Source organism: Thalassotalea euphylliae (assembly GCF_003390395.1).
GTDB lineage: Bacteria > Pseudomonadota > Gammaproteobacteria > Enterobacterales > Alteromonadaceae > Thalassotalea_F > Thalassotalea_F euphylliae_C.
In genome coordinates this window covers 3,484,533-3,505,185 of sequence record NZ_QUOV01000001.1, presented here as the reverse complement: position 1 = coordinate 3,505,185, position 20,653 = coordinate 3,484,533, and the positions used below count along the sequence as shown (strand labels likewise).

Here is a 20,653-nt window from a genome sequence, read left to right as displayed (position 1 = left end):
TGTTACAAATCGTACAGGCTTTGGCCGTATTTTTGATTTGATAAACAAATTTTGATACATTACGCAACCGCTTAGTAAGGTGGTCGGATGTTATCCGAATTTTATTGACTTAAGAACAGGCGATCTATGATTAAACAACGTACATTAAAAGATAGCGTTTCAGCAGTCGGTGTTGGTTTACACAAAGGTGAGAAGGTTAAGGTTACTCTCCGTCCTGCACCTGCTAATACTGGCATTGTGTTCCGTCGTGTAGACTTGGAGCCAGTGGTTGATATTAAAGCAACGCCAGAAGCTGTTGGTGAAACGACCTTATGTACGTGTTTAGTGAATGAAGATGGTGTTAAGATTTCCACCGTCGAACACCTTCTTTCAGCTATTGCTGGGCTAGGTATTGATAACCTAGTGATCGATGTTGATTCGCCTGAAATCCCAATTATGGATGGCAGCGCATTGCCTTTCGTCTACTTGATTCAATCAGTAGGCGTAGAAGAGTTAAATGCTGCTAAGCGCTTTTTACGTATTAAAAAGCCAATTCGTGTTGAGGAAGATGATAAGTGGGCAGAGCTTTTACCATACAATGGTTTTAAAGTTGATTTTGCGATCGACTTCGAGCATCCAGTTATCTCAAAAACAGGTCAAAGCATGACGATGGACTTAACCTCGTCATCATTTATCAAAGAAATTAGCCGCGCTCGTACGTTTGGCTTTATGAAAGACATCGAGTTTTTGCGTTCTCATAACCTAGCATTAGGTGGCAGTTTAGAAAATGCTATCGTGCTAGATGAGTACCGTATGCTCAATAGCGACGAGCTTCGTTACGATGATGAATTTGTGAAGCACAAAATTCTTGATGCTATTGGTGATTTATACATGGGCGGCGTTAGCATTCTTGGTGAATTGCGCGCGTTCAAATCAGGCCATGCGGTAAATAACATTTTGCTTCGCGAAGTGTTTAAGCAAACAGACGCATGGGAATGGGTAACATATGAAGATGAAGCCAGTGCACCAGCCATGTTCCAAGAGCTAAGTGTAGCAAGCTAATTTATGCTTCATTGAAAAGGTCGGCAATGCCGGCCTTTTTTGTATCTAGGCTCTAATGTGCTTTATTTACGCTCGTTTTTCTACAAACACAGTACAAATATGCCAAGCCATTGAGTTTTTCGTGGATTTATGCCAAAGTTCCGCAGATTATCACAAAACTGCATAAGCGATTTATGCATAAGATTAAGGCAAATACGACACCGTTTTATTTTTGATTGTTAAATGGTGTGTTTAAAACCAAGTAGTTATGAGTTTAACCCTTTTATATCGCGGCAATAATGTTAGGTTCTCAATGAGGCTGTCGAAGTTTCATTGGTTGTCTGCGTTATCTGTTTTTGCCCTAATTTCAGGTTTAGTGATACATTTAGTCATTTCAGCTAATGCAATTCCTGCCAACTCTTCACCGTCAATAGAGCCGACAACTCAAATAGCTGAATTGCCTTCATCAGACAAGCAACAAGTCATTGCATTGACGTTAAAGTTAGCTGAACTGCAATCGCAAGTACTGCGTCTTAATGCACTTGGTGATCGCCTTGCGGAAGAAAATAATATTTCTGAAAAAGAGTTTAATTTTGACCAGCAGCCACCTGCCGGTGGGCCTGTTCAGTCGCCCGAGCAAGTGAAAAGTAAAACGCTTGCTGAGCTGTTACTTGAAATAGAAACGCTAGAGCAGCAAGTTGCTCAGGAACAAAATCAACTGATGCTACTTGAATCAGTGACGCTTGGTCACCATATACAAAGCAATAGTTATTTGTCTGGCCGACCTATTGTTAAAGGCTGGTTGTCATCTTACTATGGGGTGAGAAAAGACCCATTCCACGGTCGCCCAGCGATGCATAAAGGCGTTGATTTTGCGGGTAAGGAAAACGCACCGATTATCGCGACAGCATCTGGCATTGTGAGTTGGTCAGGTGAGCGATACGGCTATGGTAACTTAATTGAAATTGATCATGGTGACGGTTATAAAACTCGCTATGGTCATAACAAGCAACTGCTTGTTGAGTTGGGTGATGTGGTAGAAAAAGGGCAAATTATTGCGCGTATGGGAAGCACAGGGCGCTCAACTGGGCCGCATGTGCATTACGAGATCTTGCGTAATAATACCCAAATAAATCCGATAAAATACGTTTATCGCAAAGCAAAATAACCCTTAGATTTAATCGCTTTTTTAGTTGTGGCGCGAGCCACAGCATGAATTTTTATTAGTTGAAGAATTGTCTTCTAAATTTGGTTTATCAAAATGTTTGTAAAGTTAATGACAAAAGTTTTCGGAAGTCGCAACGACCGTCTTCTGAAGAAAATGCGCAAAGAAGTCGCGACAATTAATGCCTTAGAGCCAACAATTGAAGCACTTAGTGATGAAGAGCTAAAAGCTAAAACGGCTGAGTTTAAAGCGCGTATTGAACAAGGTGAGTCATTAGAAGCCATTCTTCCAGAAGCTTTTGCCGTTGTACGTGAAGCAAGTAAGCGTGTGTTTGGCATGCGTCACTTCGACGTGCAAATGATTGGTGGCATGGTGCTTAATCAAGGCAAAATCGCTGAGATGCGCACCGGTGAAGGTAAAACCTTAACGGCAACTTTACCAACATACTTAAACGCGCTTTCTGGTAAAGGTGTTCATGTTGTTACGGTGAACGACTACTTAGCAAAACGTGATGCTGATTGGTCTCGCCCATTATTTGCATTTCTTGGCCTAACCGTTGGCTGTAATATTCCAGGTCTGTCGCAGCCTGAAAAGCATGAAGCTTATCAAAGTGATATCACCTACGGTACTAACAACGAGTTTGGTTTTGATTATTTGCGCGACAACATGGCATTTTCTGCCGGTGATCGCGTTCAGCGCCCACTAAACTTTGCGGTAGTGGATGAGGTTGACTCAATTTTAATTGACGAAGCGCGTACCCCGTTAATTATCTCAGGTCAGGCTGAAGATAGTTCAGAGCTTTACCGTGCCATAAATACCATAGTGCCAGGCTTAGAGCGTCAAAGTGAAGAAGATAAAGACGAAGATACAGGTCAATCTGAAGATTTTGTGGTTGGCGATTACACCATTGACGAGAAAGCCAAGCAGATTTACTTAACTGAGCGTGGCCAAGTGAATATTGAAGAGATTCTTCAAGAACGTGGCCTGATTAAAGAAGGAGAGTCTTTATTCGCTGCGGCTAATATTTCATTGCTTCACCACGTTATGGCGGCATTACGTGCTCATAACTTATTCCAAAAAGACGTTGATTACATCGTTAAAGACGATGAGATCGTTATCGTAGATGAGCACACTGGCCGCACGATGGAAGGTCGTCGTTGGTCTGAAGGCTTACATCAAGCAGTTGAAGCCAAAGAAGGCGTACGTATTCAAAACGAAAACCAAACGCTTGCTTCTATTACTTTCCAAAATTTCTTCCGAATTTACGAAAAGCTCTCCGGTATGACAGGTACTGCTGATACTGAAGCATTCGAATTTAACCATATCTATGGTTTAGAAACGGTCATCATCCCAACTAACCGCGAGATGATCCGTAAAGACATGGCTGATTTAATCTATTTGACGGCTGAAGAAAAATACGAAGCCATTCTTGAAGACATCAAAGATTGTGTTGAACGTGGTCAGCCAGTATTGGTTGGTACGATTAGCATCGAAACTTCTGAATTCTTGTCTGCATTCCTTAAAAAAGCAAAGATTAAGCATAAAGTACTCAATGCTAAGTTCCACGCGCAGGAAGCTGAAATTGTTGCCGAAGCGGGTAAAACAGGCGCAGTAACTATTGCTACGAATATGGCGGGTCGTGGTACCGATATCGTCTTAGGTGGTAATTTAGACGCTGCCCTTGCCAAGCTAAATAACCCAACCGAAGAGCAAGTAGAAAAAGCCAAAGCAGCGTGGCAAGAAGAGCATGACAAAGTGCTTGAACTTGGCGGTTTACACATTATCGCGACAGAGCGTCATGAGTCACGTCGAATTGATAACCAATTACGTGGTCGTGCTGGTCGTCAAGGTGATGCGGGTTCGTCTCGTTTCTACTTATCGATGGAAGATGGCTTGATGCGTATTTTCGCTTCTGAGCGTATTGCTAATATGATGCGCAAGTTAGGTATGGAGCGTGGCGAAGCTATTGAGCACCCATGGGTAACCAAGAGCATTGAAAACGCACAGCGCAAAGTTGAGGGCCGTAACTTTGACATTCGTAAACAGCTTCTTGAATTCGATGACGTAGCCAACGATCAACGTAAAGTGATTTACGAGCAACGTAATGAGCTATTAGATGAAAGCGAAATTGGTGAAGTAATTTCGGTTGTTCGCTCTGATGTTATAAACGGTGTGATTGACCAGCATATTCCACCACAATCGTTAGAAGAGATGTGGGATGTAACAGGTTTAGAAGAGCGCTTAAAAGGCGAGTTCAATACTGAATTGCCAATTGCTAATTGGTTAGCAGAAGATAAGAGCCTGCACGAAGAAACATTACGTGAAAAAATCGTTGGTGAATTTGAAAACACTTACAGCGAAAAAGAAGAAATGGTTGGTGCTGATGTGCTTCGCCAGTTCGAGAAAGCGGTAATGCTGCAAAGCCTTGATTCGCACTGGAAAGAGCATTTATCAGCGATGGATCACTTACGCCAAGGTATTCACTTACGCGGTTATGCTCAGAAAAACCCTAAGCAAGAATATAAGCGTGAGTCATTCGAATTATTCTCAGAGATGCTGGATAACTTGAAATATGACGTTGTTGGTATTTTGAGTAAAGTTAAAATTCAGGCGGAATCAGATGTTGAAGCGGTAGAAGAACAACACCGTAAAGCAGAAGAAGTTCCTAAAAACTTTGAGCACCAAAGCGCTGAAAACGAAGTAGCGCCGCAACAACGCCAACCTCGTGTTGGTCGCAATGACCCATGTCCTTGTGGCTCAGGTAAAAAGTACAAGCAGTGTTGTGGTAAGTTAAGCTAACCTTATCAATAGGTCACTGATGTAAAACAAAAAGGGGATTGATATCCCCTTTTTTGATGCCGTTTAAAAACCGCAGTATAGAGCGTGTTGACCTTTCAGGGTTGTTTTTGCAGCAGTCTGTTTGGGTTTTATACAAGGCGGAGCTATTCTACATAAAGGTGCGACAACGCAGTAGAGAAGCCAAACAGGCGCTGCCTGAAAGGTTCACCTAAACGCTTCCTGCTCTTTGTTGCTCGGTTTTTACGTAGAACAACTATGCCACAAACCGAGCGCCGTGATTAGAAAGCGTTTAGCTTGAACAAAACTCAACCTCGAAAGATCACCACGCTCTAATCAATAAGAAAATTAATAAAAGAGAGGTTAGATGAAATTAGTACATGTAGCAGTAGGCGTGATTATTCAAGATGAGAGTGTATTCCTTACTAGAAGACACTCAGATGTACATCAGGGAGGTAAATGGGAATTTCCTGGGGGTAAGGTTGAATCTGAAGAAACGGTTGCCCAAGCGCTAGCTAGAGAGCTTAAAGAAGAAGTTGATATCGATATACTTGCTTGTCAGCCATTGATGGAAATCAGCCATGATTATGGTGACAAACAAGTTAAGTTAGCTATTTTCATTGTCGATCAGTTTAGCGGTGAACCTAACTCACAAGAAGGTAATGAGCAGCAGTGGGCAAGCATTAGTGAATTAGCGGCTATCGAGTTCCCAGAAGCAAACCTTGCGATAGTCGAAAAGCTGACAGCGCTATACGCTCAAAAATAAATTTACAGTGAAGTAGTATCTAAATTAAAAAGCCACTCGTAATGAGTGGCTTCTAAAGGCACATAGCTAGTTATATTATTCAGGTTCAACAAAAAACTTATGATGCTGTAAGAACTGCTCTTCCAAGGCGTCAATCATCTCTTCTGACATAGGCTCCGCACTTTGCACAGGCTGCGAAATTTTATGGTTTTCTTCAGCCCAGTCACCTAAATCAATTAATTTGCAGCGCTCTGAACAAAAAGGGCGATATTCGCTGCTTGCTTGCCAAGCAACAGGTTTATCACACGTAGGACATTTGACTGTGGTTGCCATAAATATAGAATTTTTTGGAGAGTTAATGGCGGCGAGTATAGCGTTAGCAGCGGGCAAGTTCAAACTGCGTCGTTTGCTTGGAGTATTTGCGACCTGTTTGCTGACAGGGCAGCATAAATCGAATGGAGTAGCGAAAACGATTGCCGCTTATGGTTGGGTAGTATTCCGCACCTTCTGGCACTTTTATGCGTAACAGCAGCAAACCTTCACCATTGTCTTGATAAAAGCCAGAATCACATTCAATGGCTTCGAAACTTCCTCGTTGGCGAATGAATTTTAACACCAGAGAAATTGCATCACGTAATAGTGCGAACTTAGCTAGCCAGTTTTCCATATCTGAGAGGGTGTAATTTTGCGCTCTTGCGAGCCAATACTGCAGTTGTGGTAGGTCAAATAGAGAGCTCCCGCCTTGAATAGCGAAGCGTTGTTTAATTGAGCCTAGTAACTTGTCTTGTCGAAGCTCGTGCCATGCTTGCTTGTTTACTCTGAGTTGGCAAACATAACCTACGATTTGTTGAAGGTTTTTTTCTAACGCTTTGCTGTCGATATCAGGTGATTTTGACCACATGACTAAATGCTGTTCGAGCCGTTCAAGGTCTTTTATCAATTCACCGCGAATATCATTGCGATCTAGGGTGTCAAATATAGCAAATAATGCATTGAAAAATACTTGATAATTATCAGTAATATATTGGGCATCACAATTGTGGGCTTGAACAAAAAGTTGCTCAAGTTTTAAGTAGTTGCGTATGCGCTCATTAAGCGGGTGCTCGTATAAAACTGACATCGTAACAGTAGCTAGGTGGATCTATCAGGTTATACTAACGATTGATGATCTAAATGGCGAATTTTTTCATTAAATTGTCATTTTCTTGTGTTTACTAGAAGCTCACTAACTTGCTGCTAGCGAAAGATATTTTTTGTGAAGATTGTGAACTTGCTGCTCAACATCAGCTAAGTTAGCGCTGCTGTTGTCAATAACGTCATCTGCTTTGGCTAATCGTTCTTCACGTGAGACTTGGGCTGAAATTATGTTGTTTATAACTTCTGGCGTGGAGTTATCTCGCTTTAACGTTCGCTCAAGCTGCTGTTCTTCGGTGATATCGACGACTAAAACGTTATCAACTTGCGCGTCTAAACCATTTTCAATTAGTAGAGGTGCAACCAGTAGCTTGTATGGAGATTTGGCTTTGGATAATTGAGTAAATATCTCTGTTCGGATCATCGGATGAAGTAACTGATTGAGCCATTGTTTTGCATTGCTGTCAGTAAAAACGATTTGCCTCAATTTTTCTCGATTGAGGCTACCATCAGTTTTTAGTACCTGTTCGCCGAAATGGTCGGTAATTTTCGTTAGCCCTATAGTGCCAGGTTCAACAACTTCTCTAGCAACAATATCAGCATCGATAATATCAATACCCAAATTCGCAAAATAATTGGCGACGGTGGTTTTACCGCTACCAATGCCACCAGTTAACCCAATAATCATACGCGTTGTGTTTTCCTAAATTGCTGTTAACTCAATTTTTCATCTTTGGAAACTAAAGAGCTAGGGTGGATAAGTACCATTGCCAGATTGATTCACCCCAAAGTAGACATATCCAACCAGCAACAGCTAAGTATGGGCCAAATGGGATTGCCTGATCTCGTTGATGATTTTTAAATAGCATTAATGAAATACCAACGATAGCGCCGACAAAAGAAGCCATTAAAATTAGTAGCGGTAAGAGTTGCCAGCCCATCCAAGCACCAAACAATGCAACTAGCTTGAAATCACCATGACCCATGCCATCCTTGCCGGTGATTAGTTTGAATAACCAAAAAACAGAAAACAAACTCATATAACCTGCAGTAGCACCAATAACAGCGTCTTCAACGGGCACTATAAGGCCATTAAGGTTGATGAGTAAACCTAGCCATAGAAATGGAAGAGTGATTTGGTCTGGCAGTAACATATGATCTAAATCGATCATGGTTAGGGCAACAAGTGCAAAGGTTAGTAATAGAACCCAAGCGGCGACCCAAGTAACGCCGAAATGAATCGCAACCGCTAACCCGAGCAGTGCAGTTGAAAACTCAACAAGCGGGTAACGTTTGGATATTTTAGTGCTGCAACTACTGCATTTACCTTTTAGAAAAAGCCAACTGACTACCGGGATGTTTTCATAAGCCTTAATTGCGTGGCCGCATTTGGGGCATGTGGAGTTAGGTTTGGAGAGAGAAATAGGGGTAACATCTCGCGTCGGTTTTTCTGATACTTCATCTTTTAAAAATTCGCGACATTCAAGGTACCAACCAAGCTCCATCATTTTAGGTAAGCGATAAATAACAACATTGAGGAAGCTGCCGACCATTAGCGAAAACACAAACACAGTACCTAAATAAAACCATGGGAATTGCTCAAAAGCGGAAATAGTGTTTTCTAACATGTTTCAAACTCAAAATTTATATACTTAGTAAAACTAAAAAAGCCATTGTGTACCAATGGCTTTAATCGCGACGTTATCAATAAAAATGGAACTATACAACCTGTCCAATCTGGAATATTGGCAAGTACATTGCGATGATTAAGCCACCAATCACAACACCTAAAACTGACATAATCAAGGGTTCAAGTAAGCTTGTAAGATTATCGACAGCGTTATCAACTTCAGCCTCATAGACTGTTGCCACTTTAGCTAGCATATCGTCTACAGCACCAGATTCCTCGCCGATAGATACCATTTGAATTACCATATCTGGGAATATTTGTGAATTTCTCATCGCTAAGTTCATTTGCATACCTGAAGATACTTCGGAGCGAATCTCTAAAATAGCGTCACGGTATACCGCATTACCTGATGCTCCAGCAGCGGATTCTAAGGCATCGACTAATGGTACACCTGCGGCGAAAGTTGTTGAAAGTGTTCGAGCGTATCGTGCGACGGCTGCCTTATTTAATATGTCTCCCACAACTGGAAGTTTTAGAATAGCTTGGTCAACGTTATCTCTTATTTGCTGACTATTATTGTGAGCTCGTTTAAATAAAAAGCCAGCAATAAACAACGCACCAAGTCCTATATACCAGTATGCCTGCATAAATTCAGATATAGCAATTACCAATAAAGTAAATGCTGGTAATTCTGCACCAAAGTTATTAAATATCTCTTGGAAGACTGGAACTACAAAGATAAGTAGTATGGACGTTACGATAAAGGCAACGACTAATACGGCTACAGGGTATGTTAACGCTTTTTTTATTTTAGCTTTTAGTGCTTCAGCTTTTTCTTTATATGTTGCAATACGATCATAGATAGTTTCAAGTGCACCCGATTGTTCGCCAGATGCAACTAAATCACAATACAGGTCATCAAAATATTTAGGGTGCTCTCGAAGGCATTCAGACAATGGCAAACCTGATGCTAACTTAGCTCCTATTTCACCAAGCAGTTTTTGCATATTGGGGTTATCATTACCTTTAGCTATCATTTCGACGCTTTGAACAAGTGGAACTCCTGCTCCAAGCATCGTCGATAATTGACGTGTCATAGTTGCGATGTCGGCAGGAGAAATAGGCTTTGCTCCGCCGCCAATGCCAAATAATGGTTTTGGCTTTTTCTTTATTTTACCGGGCGTGACTCCTTGCTTTCTGAGTTGAGCTTTAAGTTCAAGTACATTGGAAGCAGAAAGTTCACCAGAGATCTTTTTACCTTTCCTGTTTACCCCTTGCCAAATGAAAGTATCGTTTACTTTAGTTTTGACATCTTTATTTTTACTTTTTTTCGGGGAGCTTTTTGATGCGGAACTTACTGCCATGTTAACTTCCTCTGCGCCTTATCGTATTTTATATTTAGCCGAGCTAATTTAATTAGCAGTAACACGATTAACCTCTTCAAGGCTTGTAATACCGCTCATCGCTTTTACTATGCCAGATTGTCTCAAATTATTGTAGCCCTCTTTTTGGAACTGGCGGGCTATGTCGAGTGAGTTACCTCCCTCCATTATTATACTGGCTACTTCGGGCGTGATTTTGACTACTTCGTAAATACCAACTCGCCCTTTATAGCCCCCTGTGCAATCGTCACAACCAACAGGCTTATAAATCGTAAAAGCCCCCAACTTATCTTCAGGAAAGCCTAGTTGCCTGAGGTGCTCATGCGGCACATCATCCGGTGCTTTACACTGTGTACAAAGTCTACGAGCTAGACGTTGGGCAATAATAATGCTGACTGAGCTCGCAACATTAAATGCTGGAACCCCCATATTAAGTAAACGTGTAAGTGTTTCCGCTGCGGAGTTAGTGTGAAGAGTTGATAGCACTAAGTGGCCTGTTTGTGCCGCTTTAATAGCTATTTCTGCAGTTTCTAAGTCACGAATCTCACCAACCATCACAATATCGGGATCTTGTCGCAGAAAAGAGCGAAGAGCACCGGGGAAGGTAAGCCCAGCCTTAGTATTAATTTGAACTTGATTAATCCCTTCTAGGTTGATTTCCACGGGGTCTTCAGCCGTTGATATATTGCGCTCAGCGGTATTGAGAATATTTAAACCAGTATAAAGCGAGACCGTTTTACCAGAGCCTGTCGGCCCGGTAACTAAAATCATACCTTGCGGCTGATCTAGGGCTTCCATATAAATGTCTTTTTGGTCTGCTTCGTAGCCAAGCATATCGATGCCGAGCATTGCACTAGAAGAATCCAATATCCGCATTACAATTTTTTCACCCCACATAGTGGGCAGTGTAGAAACACGGAAATCGATAGATTTCTTCTTAGATAATGCAAGTTTTATACGACCATCTTGTGGTACGCGTCGTTCTGCAATGTCTAGCTTAGACATGACTTTTAAGCGGGCAGCCATTCTAGAAGCTAATGCAACAGGAGGTTTGGCTATTTCATTTAAAATCCCATCGATACGAAAGCGTATTCGATAGGAATGTTCGTAAGGCTCGAAATGTAAATCTGAAGCCCCTTTTTTTATCGCGTCTAATAGAATTTTATTAATATAAACAACGATTGGAGCATCATCTTGCTCTTGACCAATTGGCTCATTATCGTTTTTTTCTTCTTGAACTTCTAAACCTGAAAGTGCTTCCGAGTCTATATCTGAGATATCTAGTGCATCAGCATCGGTTTCTAATGCGGATTCTATAGCCTCATGTAGACTACTTTCGTCAGTAATCACTAACTCTGTCGTGTAGCCTGTATTAAACTGAATATCCTCTAGTGCATCAATATCAGTTGGATCGGACATAGCGACAAATAGAACTTTACCCCTCAAAAAAAGAGGTAAAGCGTTATGTTTCCGAATTAGCTTTTCATTGCGGATACCTTCAGGTACTAATGAAATATCAAATTGTTTCAAGTCTATTAGTGGATAACCAAAAGAACGAGAAAATATTGAAGCTATAGATTTTCCATTGATCTTTTTGTCTTCAACTAAAAACTTAATGATCGATTTTTCTTGCTTTGCATATTCTTCACTAATAACTTCAGCCTGACTTGCGGCAATTAAATTATTTTTCGCTAGAGCGGACAGTAAGCTTGATTGTTGATGAAAGCTTTTCATTGTTAGTTGTTGATCTTAAGAAGGAATTATTTTCATTTTACACAAAAAACAAAAATAAACGACTTAAAAGGAGTATATATGTCTTCTAGCAAACCCCATTAGTCAAACAGCTACCTGAATTTTGCCAGTTACCACTGACTGTTGGAGTTAATATATAAGTAGAGGCGCTAGAGTCTTTTCCTGTGCCAGATATTGCATTAGTTGTCGAATTTATTGTTATATTATCAACGTATTCACTACGTGCTGAAGTAGCTAGATTAATGCCAATTTTTTGTGCTGTGTTACATTCCGACATGGCTTTCTTGGTTTGGATACAAACCTCCATCGCCGACTTAACTGAATCAACAGCGAGCACTACATTTGTGAATTGAGACTTTTCAGCAAACGTTCGATATTGAGGAAGGGAGATTGCGGCTAAAATGCCAATTATAGCAACGACAATCATTAATTCTATGAGTGTAAAACCTTTGGAGTTCATAATAAAAAAGGCTCTGTAAAGAGCCTTTTGTCAATATTACTTATTAACAAACACCATTCGCAACACACGTTCCTGTTTGATCCCAAGTTCCGTCTGATTGTGGCGTTAAAATGTATGTAGAGTTAGCACCAGAAGCACCTAGACCGTCTGTTCCAGTTCCAGTGATAGCGCCTGAGCTTGCTGCAATTGTAATAGACGTTACTTCATTGCCTCGTGCAGCATCTGTTAAGTCAATACCAATCTTAGCGGCTGTATCACAATTGGCAATGCCGCCGTTAACTTGGATACATACGTCCATTGCTGATTTCACACTACCTACCGCAAGAACAACTTCAGAGAAACGTGATTTCTCTGTATATGTCTGATAAGCAGGCAATGCTACCGCAGCTAGAATACCGATGATCGCAACAACGATCATTAGTTCGATTAACGTAAAACCCTTTTGGGCTTTCTTTTGAATGTTTTGGATTTTATTCATAATAATAATTCCATCTTTATTACGGGGGCTGGAAACATAGTGCAATAAAAAGCCAGAGATGTAAAACAATGTAACTTATTTTTTTGTGTTTTTTTGATAATTACTGTAACCTGGCCTGTTGTTAACATGTTGTTTACATTTGTCTGTTGGATATGGTTTTATTTGGTAGCGAGTTTTGAAATGAAAGTCTGAGATTTGGAGTCAGCGAATTGAAATCAGTTACTTAGGTAAAACTACAGATAAGGTTCAAGTTCTCAGGCTTTTAATTGATGAAAGTGATTGCCCTTGTTTGTCCCAAAAACATTCAATGTAAAACTAGGGGTAACTTGAATGGAACTTTTGTAGTTACCGAAAATAGAAATTTGAGCATTAAATATTGTATTTAACGACTCGTTTTCTAGTTTAATTGTTAGATATATACCTATAATAAACGAAAGTTTAAAGGCTCTAGCTTTGCCTTAATCCATTCGTGCATATCGGATGATGATGTTAAGGTGTGCTTTATTTGGCTGAGTTGATTGGTGTTGTGCCACCAAATGTTGATGTATTTATATATCCATTCAGCTTAGCTATTTCTCGTTAACCAACTCTTTTAGATATACTTAAATATTAATCGTGAGTTTTAGCCTTTTGAGCTTTACGAATAGGTAAAGACCAGATGCTGACATTAGTGTGACTGAGATGTTGATAATTTGTCTAGTTAGGAAGTGAGCTACTTACTAATAAGGATGAGCAAGTAGCTTGAACTCAATGCGCTTAGTTATTAAGAATTATGAAAAGCGCATTGATAAATCGATCGCTTTCACATGCTTGGTTAAGGCACCTGAAGAAATGTAGTCAACACCGGCTTGTGTGTATTCCTTTAGAGTTTCAATGGTCATATTGCCAGAAACTTCTAATTTAGTTGCTTGGTTGTGCTGTTGGTTATAGGTTTCTGTAATATGTACAGCTTGCTCTATCATGGCTGTGGTGAAGTTATCCAGCATAATAATGTCGCAACCAGCTGTTAAGGCTTGGTTGAGTTCATCCATTGATTCCACCTCTACTTCCACTTTAATCTCTGGCTTATTGTGACGTGCTGTTGCCACGGCTTTATCAATGCCACCACAAGCTGCAATATGGTTCTCTTTAATTAAGTACGCATCAAATAAGCCGATACGATGGTTATTACCACCACCACAACTTACCGCATACTTTTGTGCACTGCGTAGTCCAGGAATTGTTTTTCGAGTATCTAGCAGCTTAGTTTTACCATCGGCTAATTCGGCGACATAGCTCGCTGTCAGTGTCGCAGTGCCCGAAAGTGATTGTAGGAAGTTTAATGCAGTGCGCTCACCCGTTAATAAAATGCGGGCATTACCGCTTATCTCAAATAGTACGCTATTGGCTTTAACACGTTCACCATCGTTCACAAACCAAGTAATTTTTGTATCTGTATCTTGAACTTTATCTAGTTGTTCGAATACTTCATTGACCCAAGCAACACCACAAACAATGCATTCCTCACGTGTAACAACGGTTGCCGAAGCACTATTTTCAGCTGGAATTAACATCGCAGTTACGTCAAAGCTAGCATCTACTTCAGCGAGCGGAGAAATGCCTAAGTCTTCTTTTAAGGCAAGTGAAACAGAATGGCGAATGTCTTGTTGTAACGCAGCAGGTAGCATTGGGGCTTTTCTCTTTATCTCTTTAAATTCGTGAATAACAGGGGAAGTTGGTGAAACTAACGTTGTTCTAATACAAGCTGATTTCCAGTTTGACGAAATTCTACCTTTTTTAAGGCGCTCATGCCTAACAGAATTTCATCACTTTGCATACCTGGATTAATATGGGCATCAACATCGTATAAATAAAGGTTACCAATGGATAAAGATTGTATTTTTGTACGATACACTCGCACCACACCATTGGCTGTTTGCACAGGGTAACTGCCATAACCTTGTAAACCAAGACGTTCGGCAACCCGTGCCGGTATTGAAACTTGTGTCGCACCTGTGTCTAGTAGGAATACAACAGGCTCATCGTTAATTGTGCCGCTCGTAATATAATGGCCGCTTCGGTTTTGTTTTAGGGTGACGCTGGCTTTACCTTGCGATGACAGATTTGAGTCTGGCCGCTGGTTAGGGTTCCATTGATTATCTAAAACCCCTTGAAAGGCATAGATCAATATACCTATTGCCAAAATCCAAGCAATCCAGATAAAACCTCGGCCAAATGATGTTTCTTGATTATCTTTCACAATTTCTTCATTACCAATTTCTTTGTTGCCAAATTTTCTGCTGCCAACTTCTCTGTTGCCAATTGAACGCTAGCAATTCTATTAGCGCTAGCCTTACCCACAGTTTTAAATAAGCTAATTCGTATCGATAGTAAATGAGTACTAATTGATATTATCATACGTAAATATTTGCCATTTGGCTGTATTTGACTTTTTTTCGCACCAAGTAGTTGTAAGAAATCATGTTTACGATTAAAAACGGTTGGCTAGTTGAAGCTGAGCAACAAGTGTCACCCCATTTTACGCCGAGAGAGGCAACACAAGATATTAGCTTGCTAGTTGTTCATAATATTTCGCTGCCACCGGGTAAGTTTGGTGGTGGGTATATTACTGACCTGTTTATGGGGAGATTAGATAAAAATGCTGAACCATTCTTTGAAGAGATTTATCAACTTCAGGTTTCTGCCCATTGTTTAATTCGTCGCGACGGTCATGTGATTCAATATGTATCATTTAACGATAAGGCTTGGCATGCTGGCGTTTCTAATTTTGAGGGCAGAGAGCGATGCAATGACTTTTCTATTGGCATCGAACTCGAAGGCACAGATAGCCTAGCTTACACAGATTCTCAGTACCAAAAACTGGTCAGCTTAGTGCAAAAATTACAAGAATCTTATCCACTTATTGGTCATAATAATATTGTTGGCCATTGTGATATAGCGCCGGGGAGAAAAACGGATCCGGGTGAATCATTTGATTGGCAGCGCTTTAATTCCATGCTGAATAATTGCAAGCAACCTAGCACAAATCATATTTAGCAGTTATATAGCACTCAAATAGTTAAACAACTTTAAGGTACTTAAGGTAGCGAGAAGGTTATGGGACTGATCAGTTTACTTATCTCATTAGCAGCAGAAAAAAGCTTATCTTCGCCGTTTTGGCAGTTTAACTATGCCTTTGGCCATTATATGTCAGTGGTGAAAAAGCAAGATTTTCACAATAAAGTGACTGGCGTTTTGCTGCCTATTATTTTGCTGGCGGTGCCAGTTGCGCTCACCTACCTAGCGTTATCATTTGTTCAAGATGGCTTGCTCCATTTAGTTGTTTCAACTGCCATACTTATAATTTGTTTTGGTTGCGTAAAAACGCGAGACACTTACAAGTGTTTTCTACAATCTGCTTTTAAAGGTGAATTAACCACGTGTGATTTGCATTATCAGCAGTTGATCAGCGACAAGAGTCTGCCAGATCATGGTTTTGGCCAAACACTCGTGTGGCTAAACTATCGCTACTATATTTCTGTGATGATGTATTTTGTGGTGTTTGGCGCAGCAGGTGCTGTTTTCTATCGTTTACTTTGTAGCTTAGATGAGCAGCAGCATCGTTTAACCGAGCAAGAGCCAGAAAGCGCTGCCATCACAGATGTGTATAGTAAACTATTATTTATCGCAGACTGGTTGCCAGTAAGATTAGCGTCATTTGGTTTAATGATTGTTGGTCACTTTTCTAAAGCATTTCCTGTGTGGATTGATAACTTTTTTCAGTTTAGTAAGGCGCCTCAATGCGTGCTCATTGATGTTGCTCAGCAAGCAGAAGATATCATGGTTGATGATAAAGATTGTACTGCAGAACCATGCTTACTGGTTAAGTTAGCCAAACGTAACGTTTTATTGTGGTTTGCCGTTATCGCAATTCTGACCCTCTCCGGCGTGATCAGTTAGTTCTGCTTATTTCTTCTTAGCTAGTATTCGCTAAAGTTAATTATTTTGGCCTGATTCGTCGATATTTACTTCCTATCGTGAAGTAATAACTGCGAGCTTGCTTTTTCCTATTTCTTTCATGATCTATTGCGCTTAGCAAATCTAGTTATGCTAGTTAAGCGCTAAGCTGAGCCGACAGTTTATTCTCAGCTTTAAATGCTAAGGCTTTGTTTTAACTTCTTTTGCCTTCAGTTGGTTCTCGTCAATTATTTGGTTGGACAAATAAACTTTGCCTAATAAGCACTGCCGTGTGAATTTTGTTTGCTGTTCAGACCACTTCTTCGAAATCCGTTATAGCGCCCATTTTTGTTGACAGAATTAGTATTTTCTTTTGCTGGAAAAATGATCGCTGTCAGCTAAATTGTTTTACAGGGTTCACGATTTTTGCTACTTTATTAGAGTAAATTGCCAATGGTAAGACCAATTTACCAATTGTCGGCTGCCAATTATAGCTATTAGTGAAATGGCAACATAGTAAAAGCAATGGTGGAGTTAACACTCACGTATGGTGTCAATTAAAAGCGTTAAGACAAAGCAACCTAAATTATCTGATGTCATTCTGGCACAGCTGGAGCAAATGATTGTTGAAGGCAGCTTGAAATCAGGACAGAAACTGCCACCAGAGCGAGAGCTAGCTGCGCAATTCGAAGTCTCAAGACCATCATTGCGTGAAGCGATTCAAAAGCTAGAGGTCAAAGGGCTAGTCACACGTAAACAAGGTGGTGGCACTTTTGTGACTGACAACCTGTTAAGCGGCCTGTCAGATCCTTTATTTGACCTAATGTCGAAAAGCCATGAGTCGCAATTCGACTTGTTGGAATTTCGTTATGGCATTGAAGGTATGTCTGCCTACTATGCGGCGATGCGTGGTACCGAAGCCGACTTTGAGCAAATTAAGCTGAAGCATGAGAACATTGGTAATGTGCAAATTGAAAACAATTATCGCGCCGAAGCGGAAGCGGTTTTTGACTTTTACATTGCCATTTGTGCAGCGTCACACAACGCCATTATGTTACATCTTGCCCGCAGCATGTCGACGTTACTGATCGATAACATTGAACAGAACTTAACAATACTTGCCCAGCGTCCTGATATTTTTTCGAAAATTAGTGACTACCGTACCCAGCTGATGAACGCCATTTTAAGCGGTCAGCCACAAAAAGCGTGGGGAGCAAGTCATCGTCACTTAGCGCTGATAGAAGAAGTCTTATTAGAGCTAACACAAGAGCGCAGTCGTATGGAGCGTTCAATGCGCAGAATGCAGCGCTATTAGTGCGGTAATAGAAGATAAAGCCAGTAGAGGTTTTAGAAAGTTTTATCTGGTGAGTAAATGTTACTTGCCAAGCAAAAGAATAAGTTAAGCGGATAGTAAATTTTTAACTATCTTTATAAAGGTTTAATACCATAACAATATGGAGACTAAGTAAAATTATGTCTGAGCTCCCAAATCACTTTGATGTTGATTCAGCCGAAACACAAGAATGGTTAGAGTCGTTAGAAGCCGTTTTGGATAATGAAGGTCCAGAGCGTGCTCATTTCATCTTAGAAAAACTGATTGACCGTGCCCGTCGTGGTGGTACGCATCTTCCTTTTGATGCAACAACGGCATACGTTAACACCATTGCGCCCGGCCAAGAGCCAAATATGCCAGCTGACTTAACGCTTGAATCTCGTATTCGTGCGGCAATTCGCTGGAACGCTATGGCACTAGTATTGCGTGCCTCGAAAAAAGACTTAGAGCTTGGTGGCCATATCGGTTCATTCGCTTCAAGTGCGATGCTTTACGATGTTGGTTTCAACCACTTCTTCAAAGCCGCGGGCCCTGAAAATGGTGGCGACTTTATTTTTGCCCAAGGTCATATTTCACCGGGTATTTACGGTCGTGCCTTCCTTGAAGGTCGTTTAACTGAAGAGCAAATGAATAACTTCCGTCAGGAAGTGGATGGTAACGGTTTATCATCTTACCCACACCCGCACTTAATGCAGGATTTCTGGCAGTTCCCAACCGTATCTATGGGCTTAGGTCCACTGCAAGCGATTTACACTGCACGTTTCCTTAAATACTTAACGGATCGTGGCATTAAAGACTGCTCTGGTCAGCGTGTATACTGTTTCCTTGGTGACGGTGAGTGTGATGAACCAGAATCATTAGGTGCTATCGGCCTAGCTGCACGTGAAAGCTTGGACAACCTATGTTTCATTGTTAACTGTAACTTACAGCGCTTAGACGGCCCAGTTCGTGGTAATGGTAAAATTATCCAAGAACTTGAAGGTACTTTCCGCGGCGCTGGTTGGGAAGTAATTAAAGTTATTTGGGGTTCATACTGGGATCCACTTATTGCACGCGACACATCAGGCAAGCTATTACAGTTGATGAACGAAACCGTTGATGGTGAATACCAAAACTGTAAAGCCAAAGGTGGTAAGTACACCCGTGAAAACTGGTTCGGTAAGTACCCAGAAACTGCTGCTATGGTAGCGAATATGTCTGATGAAGACGTATGGCGCTTAAACCGTGGTGGTCATGACCCTGTTAAAGTTTACGCGGCGTACGATCGCGCGATGAATACTAAAGGTCGCCCAACCGTAATTCTTGCGAAAACGGTTAAAGGTTTTGGTTTAGGTCAATCAGGCGAAGCGCAAAACGTTGCTCACAACGTGAAGAAGATGGATATCGAGTCGATCAAGCAATACCGCGATCGTTTCAATATGCCTATCGCTGATGACCAATTGGAAGACTTACCATTCTTCCGTTTTGACGAAGACAGCCCAGAAATGAAGTACATGCGCGCCCGTCGTGAAGCACTTGGTGGTTCATTACCTGCACGTCGTGAGCAAGCCCAAGAAGAGCTAGAAATTCCATCGTTAAAAGCGTTTGATGCTATTACTAAAGGCTCGGGTGATCGTGAAGTGTCATCAACCATGACCTTTGTACGCGTGCTAAATGCGTTATTAAAAGATAAGAAAATTGGTAAGCGCATCGTACCTATTATCCCTGATGAAGCACGTACATTCGGTATGGAAGGTTTGTTCCGTCAAGTGGGTATTTACGCAAACGAAGGGCAAAAATACGTACCACAAGATGCTGACCAAGTGGCCTACTACCGTGAAGACAAGAAAGGTCAGGTACTGCAAGAAGGTATCAACGAGCTTGGCGCAATGGCTTCTTGGGTAGCGTCAGGTACGTCTTACTCAACCTGTAATGCAACGACGATTCCGTTCTACATATACTACTCAATGTTCGGTTTCCAACGTGTAGGTGACTTAGCATGGGCAGCGGGTGATAGCCAAGCACGTGGTTTCTTACTGGGGGCAACTGCGGGTCGTACAACTCTAAATGGTGAAGGTTTACAGCACCAAGATGGTCATTCACATGTGCAAGCGAACCTTATTCCAAACTGTTTAACTTACGATCCAACTTATGGTTACGAAGTTGCGGTGATTGTGCGTGAAGGTTTACGCCGTATGTACGAAGAAAATGAAAACATTTTCTACTACATCACATTAATGAACGAAAACTACCAACACCCAGCAATGCCTGAAGATAAAGATGTTGAAGAGCAGATTATCAAAGGTATTTACCAACTAGAGCGTGTTGAATCAGCGTCGGCGAAGGCTAATGTTCAGCTAATGGGCTCAGGTACTATCTTGTTGCAAGTACGTGAAGCGGCACAAATTCTTGCCAATGATTACGGCGTTTCAAGTGATGTTTACTCGGTAACTTCATTCAATGAGCTAGCGCGTGAAGGCCAAGAAGTTGTTCGCCAAAACATGCTTAACCCAGAAGCCGAGCAGCAAGTGCCATACATTGGTCAAGTGATCACTAAAGATGCAGGTCCTGCAATTGCAGCAACTGACTATGTGAAGAACTACTCAGATCAAGTGCGTGCCTTTATCGACACCGACTACCGCTGTTTAGGTACTGATGGCTTTGGTCGTTCAGACAGCCGCGCAAACTTGCGTCGTCACTTCGAAGTAAATGCGTCTTACATCGTGGTAGCATCATTACACGAATTAGCAAAACGTGGTGAAGTTGAACACAGTGTAGTGACTGAAGCAATCAAGCGCTTCAACATTGACACTAACAAGATCAACCCACTTTACGCGTAATTG

The 20,653-nt window shown here is 41.2% G+C and carries 18 protein-coding genes; 8 read left to right on the top strand and 10 right to left on the bottom strand.

The window, feature by feature from the left end; genetic code table 11:
- Positions 1-126 precede the first annotated feature (126 nt).
- The 4 genes from lpxC (at position 127) to mutT (ending at position 5,747) form a co-directional block, all read left to right on the top strand.
- The gene (gene lpxC, locus DXX92_RS15435) at positions 127-1,041 is read left to right on the top strand and encodes a UDP-3-O-acyl-N-acetylglucosamine deacetylase (RefSeq protein ID WP_116001284.1); all 915 of its coding nucleotides are present in this window, start codon (positions 127-129) and stop codon (positions 1,039-1,041) included.
- Positions 1,042-1,288: 247 nt separating this feature from the next.
- Positions 1,289-2,188 (top strand): M23 family metallopeptidase, encoded by a 900-nt coding sequence (locus DXX92_RS15430; RefSeq protein ID WP_116001282.1) that lies wholly within the window; start codon positions 1,289-1,291, stop codon positions 2,186-2,188.
- A 93-nt stretch (positions 2,189-2,281) separates the two neighbouring features.
- Positions 2,282-4,984: a preprotein translocase subunit SecA gene (secA, locus tag DXX92_RS15425; RefSeq protein ID WP_116001281.1), complete on the top strand. Its 2,703-nt coding sequence runs from the start codon at positions 2,282-2,284 to the stop codon at positions 4,982-4,984.
- A gap of 364 nt (positions 4,985-5,348) precedes the next feature.
- A complete protein-coding gene (mutT, locus tag DXX92_RS15420; protein WP_116001279.1) occupies positions 5,349-5,747 on the top strand; it encodes an 8-oxo-dGTP diphosphatase MutT in 399 nt (132 codons plus the stop codon).
- Between the two features lie 75 nt (positions 5,748-5,822).
- On the opposite strand, the gene yacG is transcribed toward mutT, so the two are convergent.
- The 10 genes from yacG to DXX92_RS15370 form a co-directional block, all read right to left on the bottom strand.
- Positions 5,823-6,059: a DNA gyrase inhibitor YacG gene (gene yacG, locus DXX92_RS15415; RefSeq protein ID WP_116002461.1), complete on the bottom strand. Its 237-nt coding sequence runs from the start codon at positions 6,057-6,059 to the stop codon at positions 5,823-5,825.
- Positions 6,060-6,102: 43 nt separating this feature from the next.
- Positions 6,103-6,846, bottom strand: coding sequence for a cell division protein ZapD (gene zapD / locus DXX92_RS15410; RefSeq protein WP_116001277.1), 744 nt, complete (start codon positions 6,844-6,846; stop codon positions 6,103-6,105).
- 105 nt (positions 6,847-6,951) lie between these two features.
- On the bottom strand, positions 6,952-7,548 hold the full coding sequence (gene coaE / locus DXX92_RS15405) for a dephospho-CoA kinase (RefSeq protein WP_116001275.1): 597 nt from the start codon (positions 7,546-7,548) through the stop codon (positions 6,952-6,954).
- Positions 7,549-7,600: 52 nt separating this feature from the next.
- A complete protein-coding gene (locus DXX92_RS15400) occupies positions 7,601-8,488 on the bottom strand; it encodes a prepilin peptidase (protein WP_116001273.1) in 888 nt (295 codons plus the stop codon).
- Between the two features lie 91 nt (positions 8,489-8,579).
- Positions 8,580-9,854, bottom strand: a complete 1,275-nt coding sequence (locus DXX92_RS15395) for a type II secretion system F family protein (protein WP_116001271.1) — start codon at positions 9,852-9,854, stop codon at positions 8,580-8,582.
- Between the two features lie 48 nt (positions 9,855-9,902).
- Positions 9,903-11,606: a type IV-A pilus assembly ATPase PilB gene (gene pilB / locus DXX92_RS15390; protein WP_116001269.1), complete on the bottom strand. Its 1,704-nt coding sequence runs from the start codon at positions 11,604-11,606 to the stop codon at positions 9,903-9,905.
- Positions 11,607-11,691: 85 nt separating this feature from the next.
- On the bottom strand, positions 11,692-12,084 hold the full coding sequence (locus DXX92_RS19340; protein WP_116001267.1) for a pilin: 393 nt from the start codon (positions 12,082-12,084) through the stop codon (positions 11,692-11,694).
- Positions 12,085-12,127: 43 nt separating this feature from the next.
- Entirely contained in the window at positions 12,128-12,562 is a 435-nt protein-coding gene (locus tag DXX92_RS15380) for a pilin (RefSeq protein WP_116001265.1), read from the bottom strand.
- 770 nt (positions 12,563-13,332) lie between these two features.
- On the bottom strand, positions 13,333-14,229 hold the full coding sequence (gene nadC / locus DXX92_RS15375; RefSeq protein ID WP_116001263.1) for a carboxylating nicotinate-nucleotide diphosphorylase: 897 nt from the start codon (positions 14,227-14,229) through the stop codon (positions 13,333-13,335).
- Positions 14,230-14,285: 56 nt separating this feature from the next.
- The gene (locus DXX92_RS15370) at positions 14,286-14,801 is read right to left on the bottom strand and encodes a retropepsin-like aspartic protease family protein (protein ID WP_245961495.1); all 516 of its coding nucleotides are present in this window, start codon (positions 14,799-14,801) and stop codon (positions 14,286-14,288) included.
- 221 nt (positions 14,802-15,022) lie between these two features.
- Between DXX92_RS15370 and ampD the strand changes: the two genes are divergently transcribed.
- From ampD to aceE, 4 genes are all read left to right on the top strand, one after another.
- Positions 15,023-15,598 (top strand): 1,6-anhydro-N-acetylmuramyl-L-alanine amidase AmpD, encoded by a 576-nt coding sequence (ampD, locus tag DXX92_RS15365; RefSeq protein WP_116001259.1) that lies wholly within the window; start codon positions 15,023-15,025, stop codon positions 15,596-15,598.
- Positions 15,599-15,658: 60 nt separating this feature from the next.
- Complete coding sequence (ampE, locus tag DXX92_RS15360) at positions 15,659-16,501, top strand: beta-lactamase regulator AmpE (protein WP_116001257.1); 843 nt, start codon at positions 15,659-15,661, stop codon at positions 16,499-16,501.
- A 544-nt stretch (positions 16,502-17,045) separates the two neighbouring features.
- Positions 17,046-17,813, top strand: a complete 768-nt coding sequence (gene pdhR / locus DXX92_RS15355; protein WP_116001256.1) for a pyruvate dehydrogenase complex transcriptional repressor PdhR — start codon at positions 17,046-17,048, stop codon at positions 17,811-17,813.
- A gap of 158 nt (positions 17,814-17,971) precedes the next feature.
- The gene (gene aceE / locus DXX92_RS15350; protein WP_116001254.1) at positions 17,972-20,650 is read left to right on the top strand and encodes a pyruvate dehydrogenase (acetyl-transferring), homodimeric type; all 2,679 of its coding nucleotides are present in this window, start codon (positions 17,972-17,974) and stop codon (positions 20,648-20,650) included.
- The last annotated feature ends 3 nt before the right edge of the window (positions 20,651-20,653 follow it).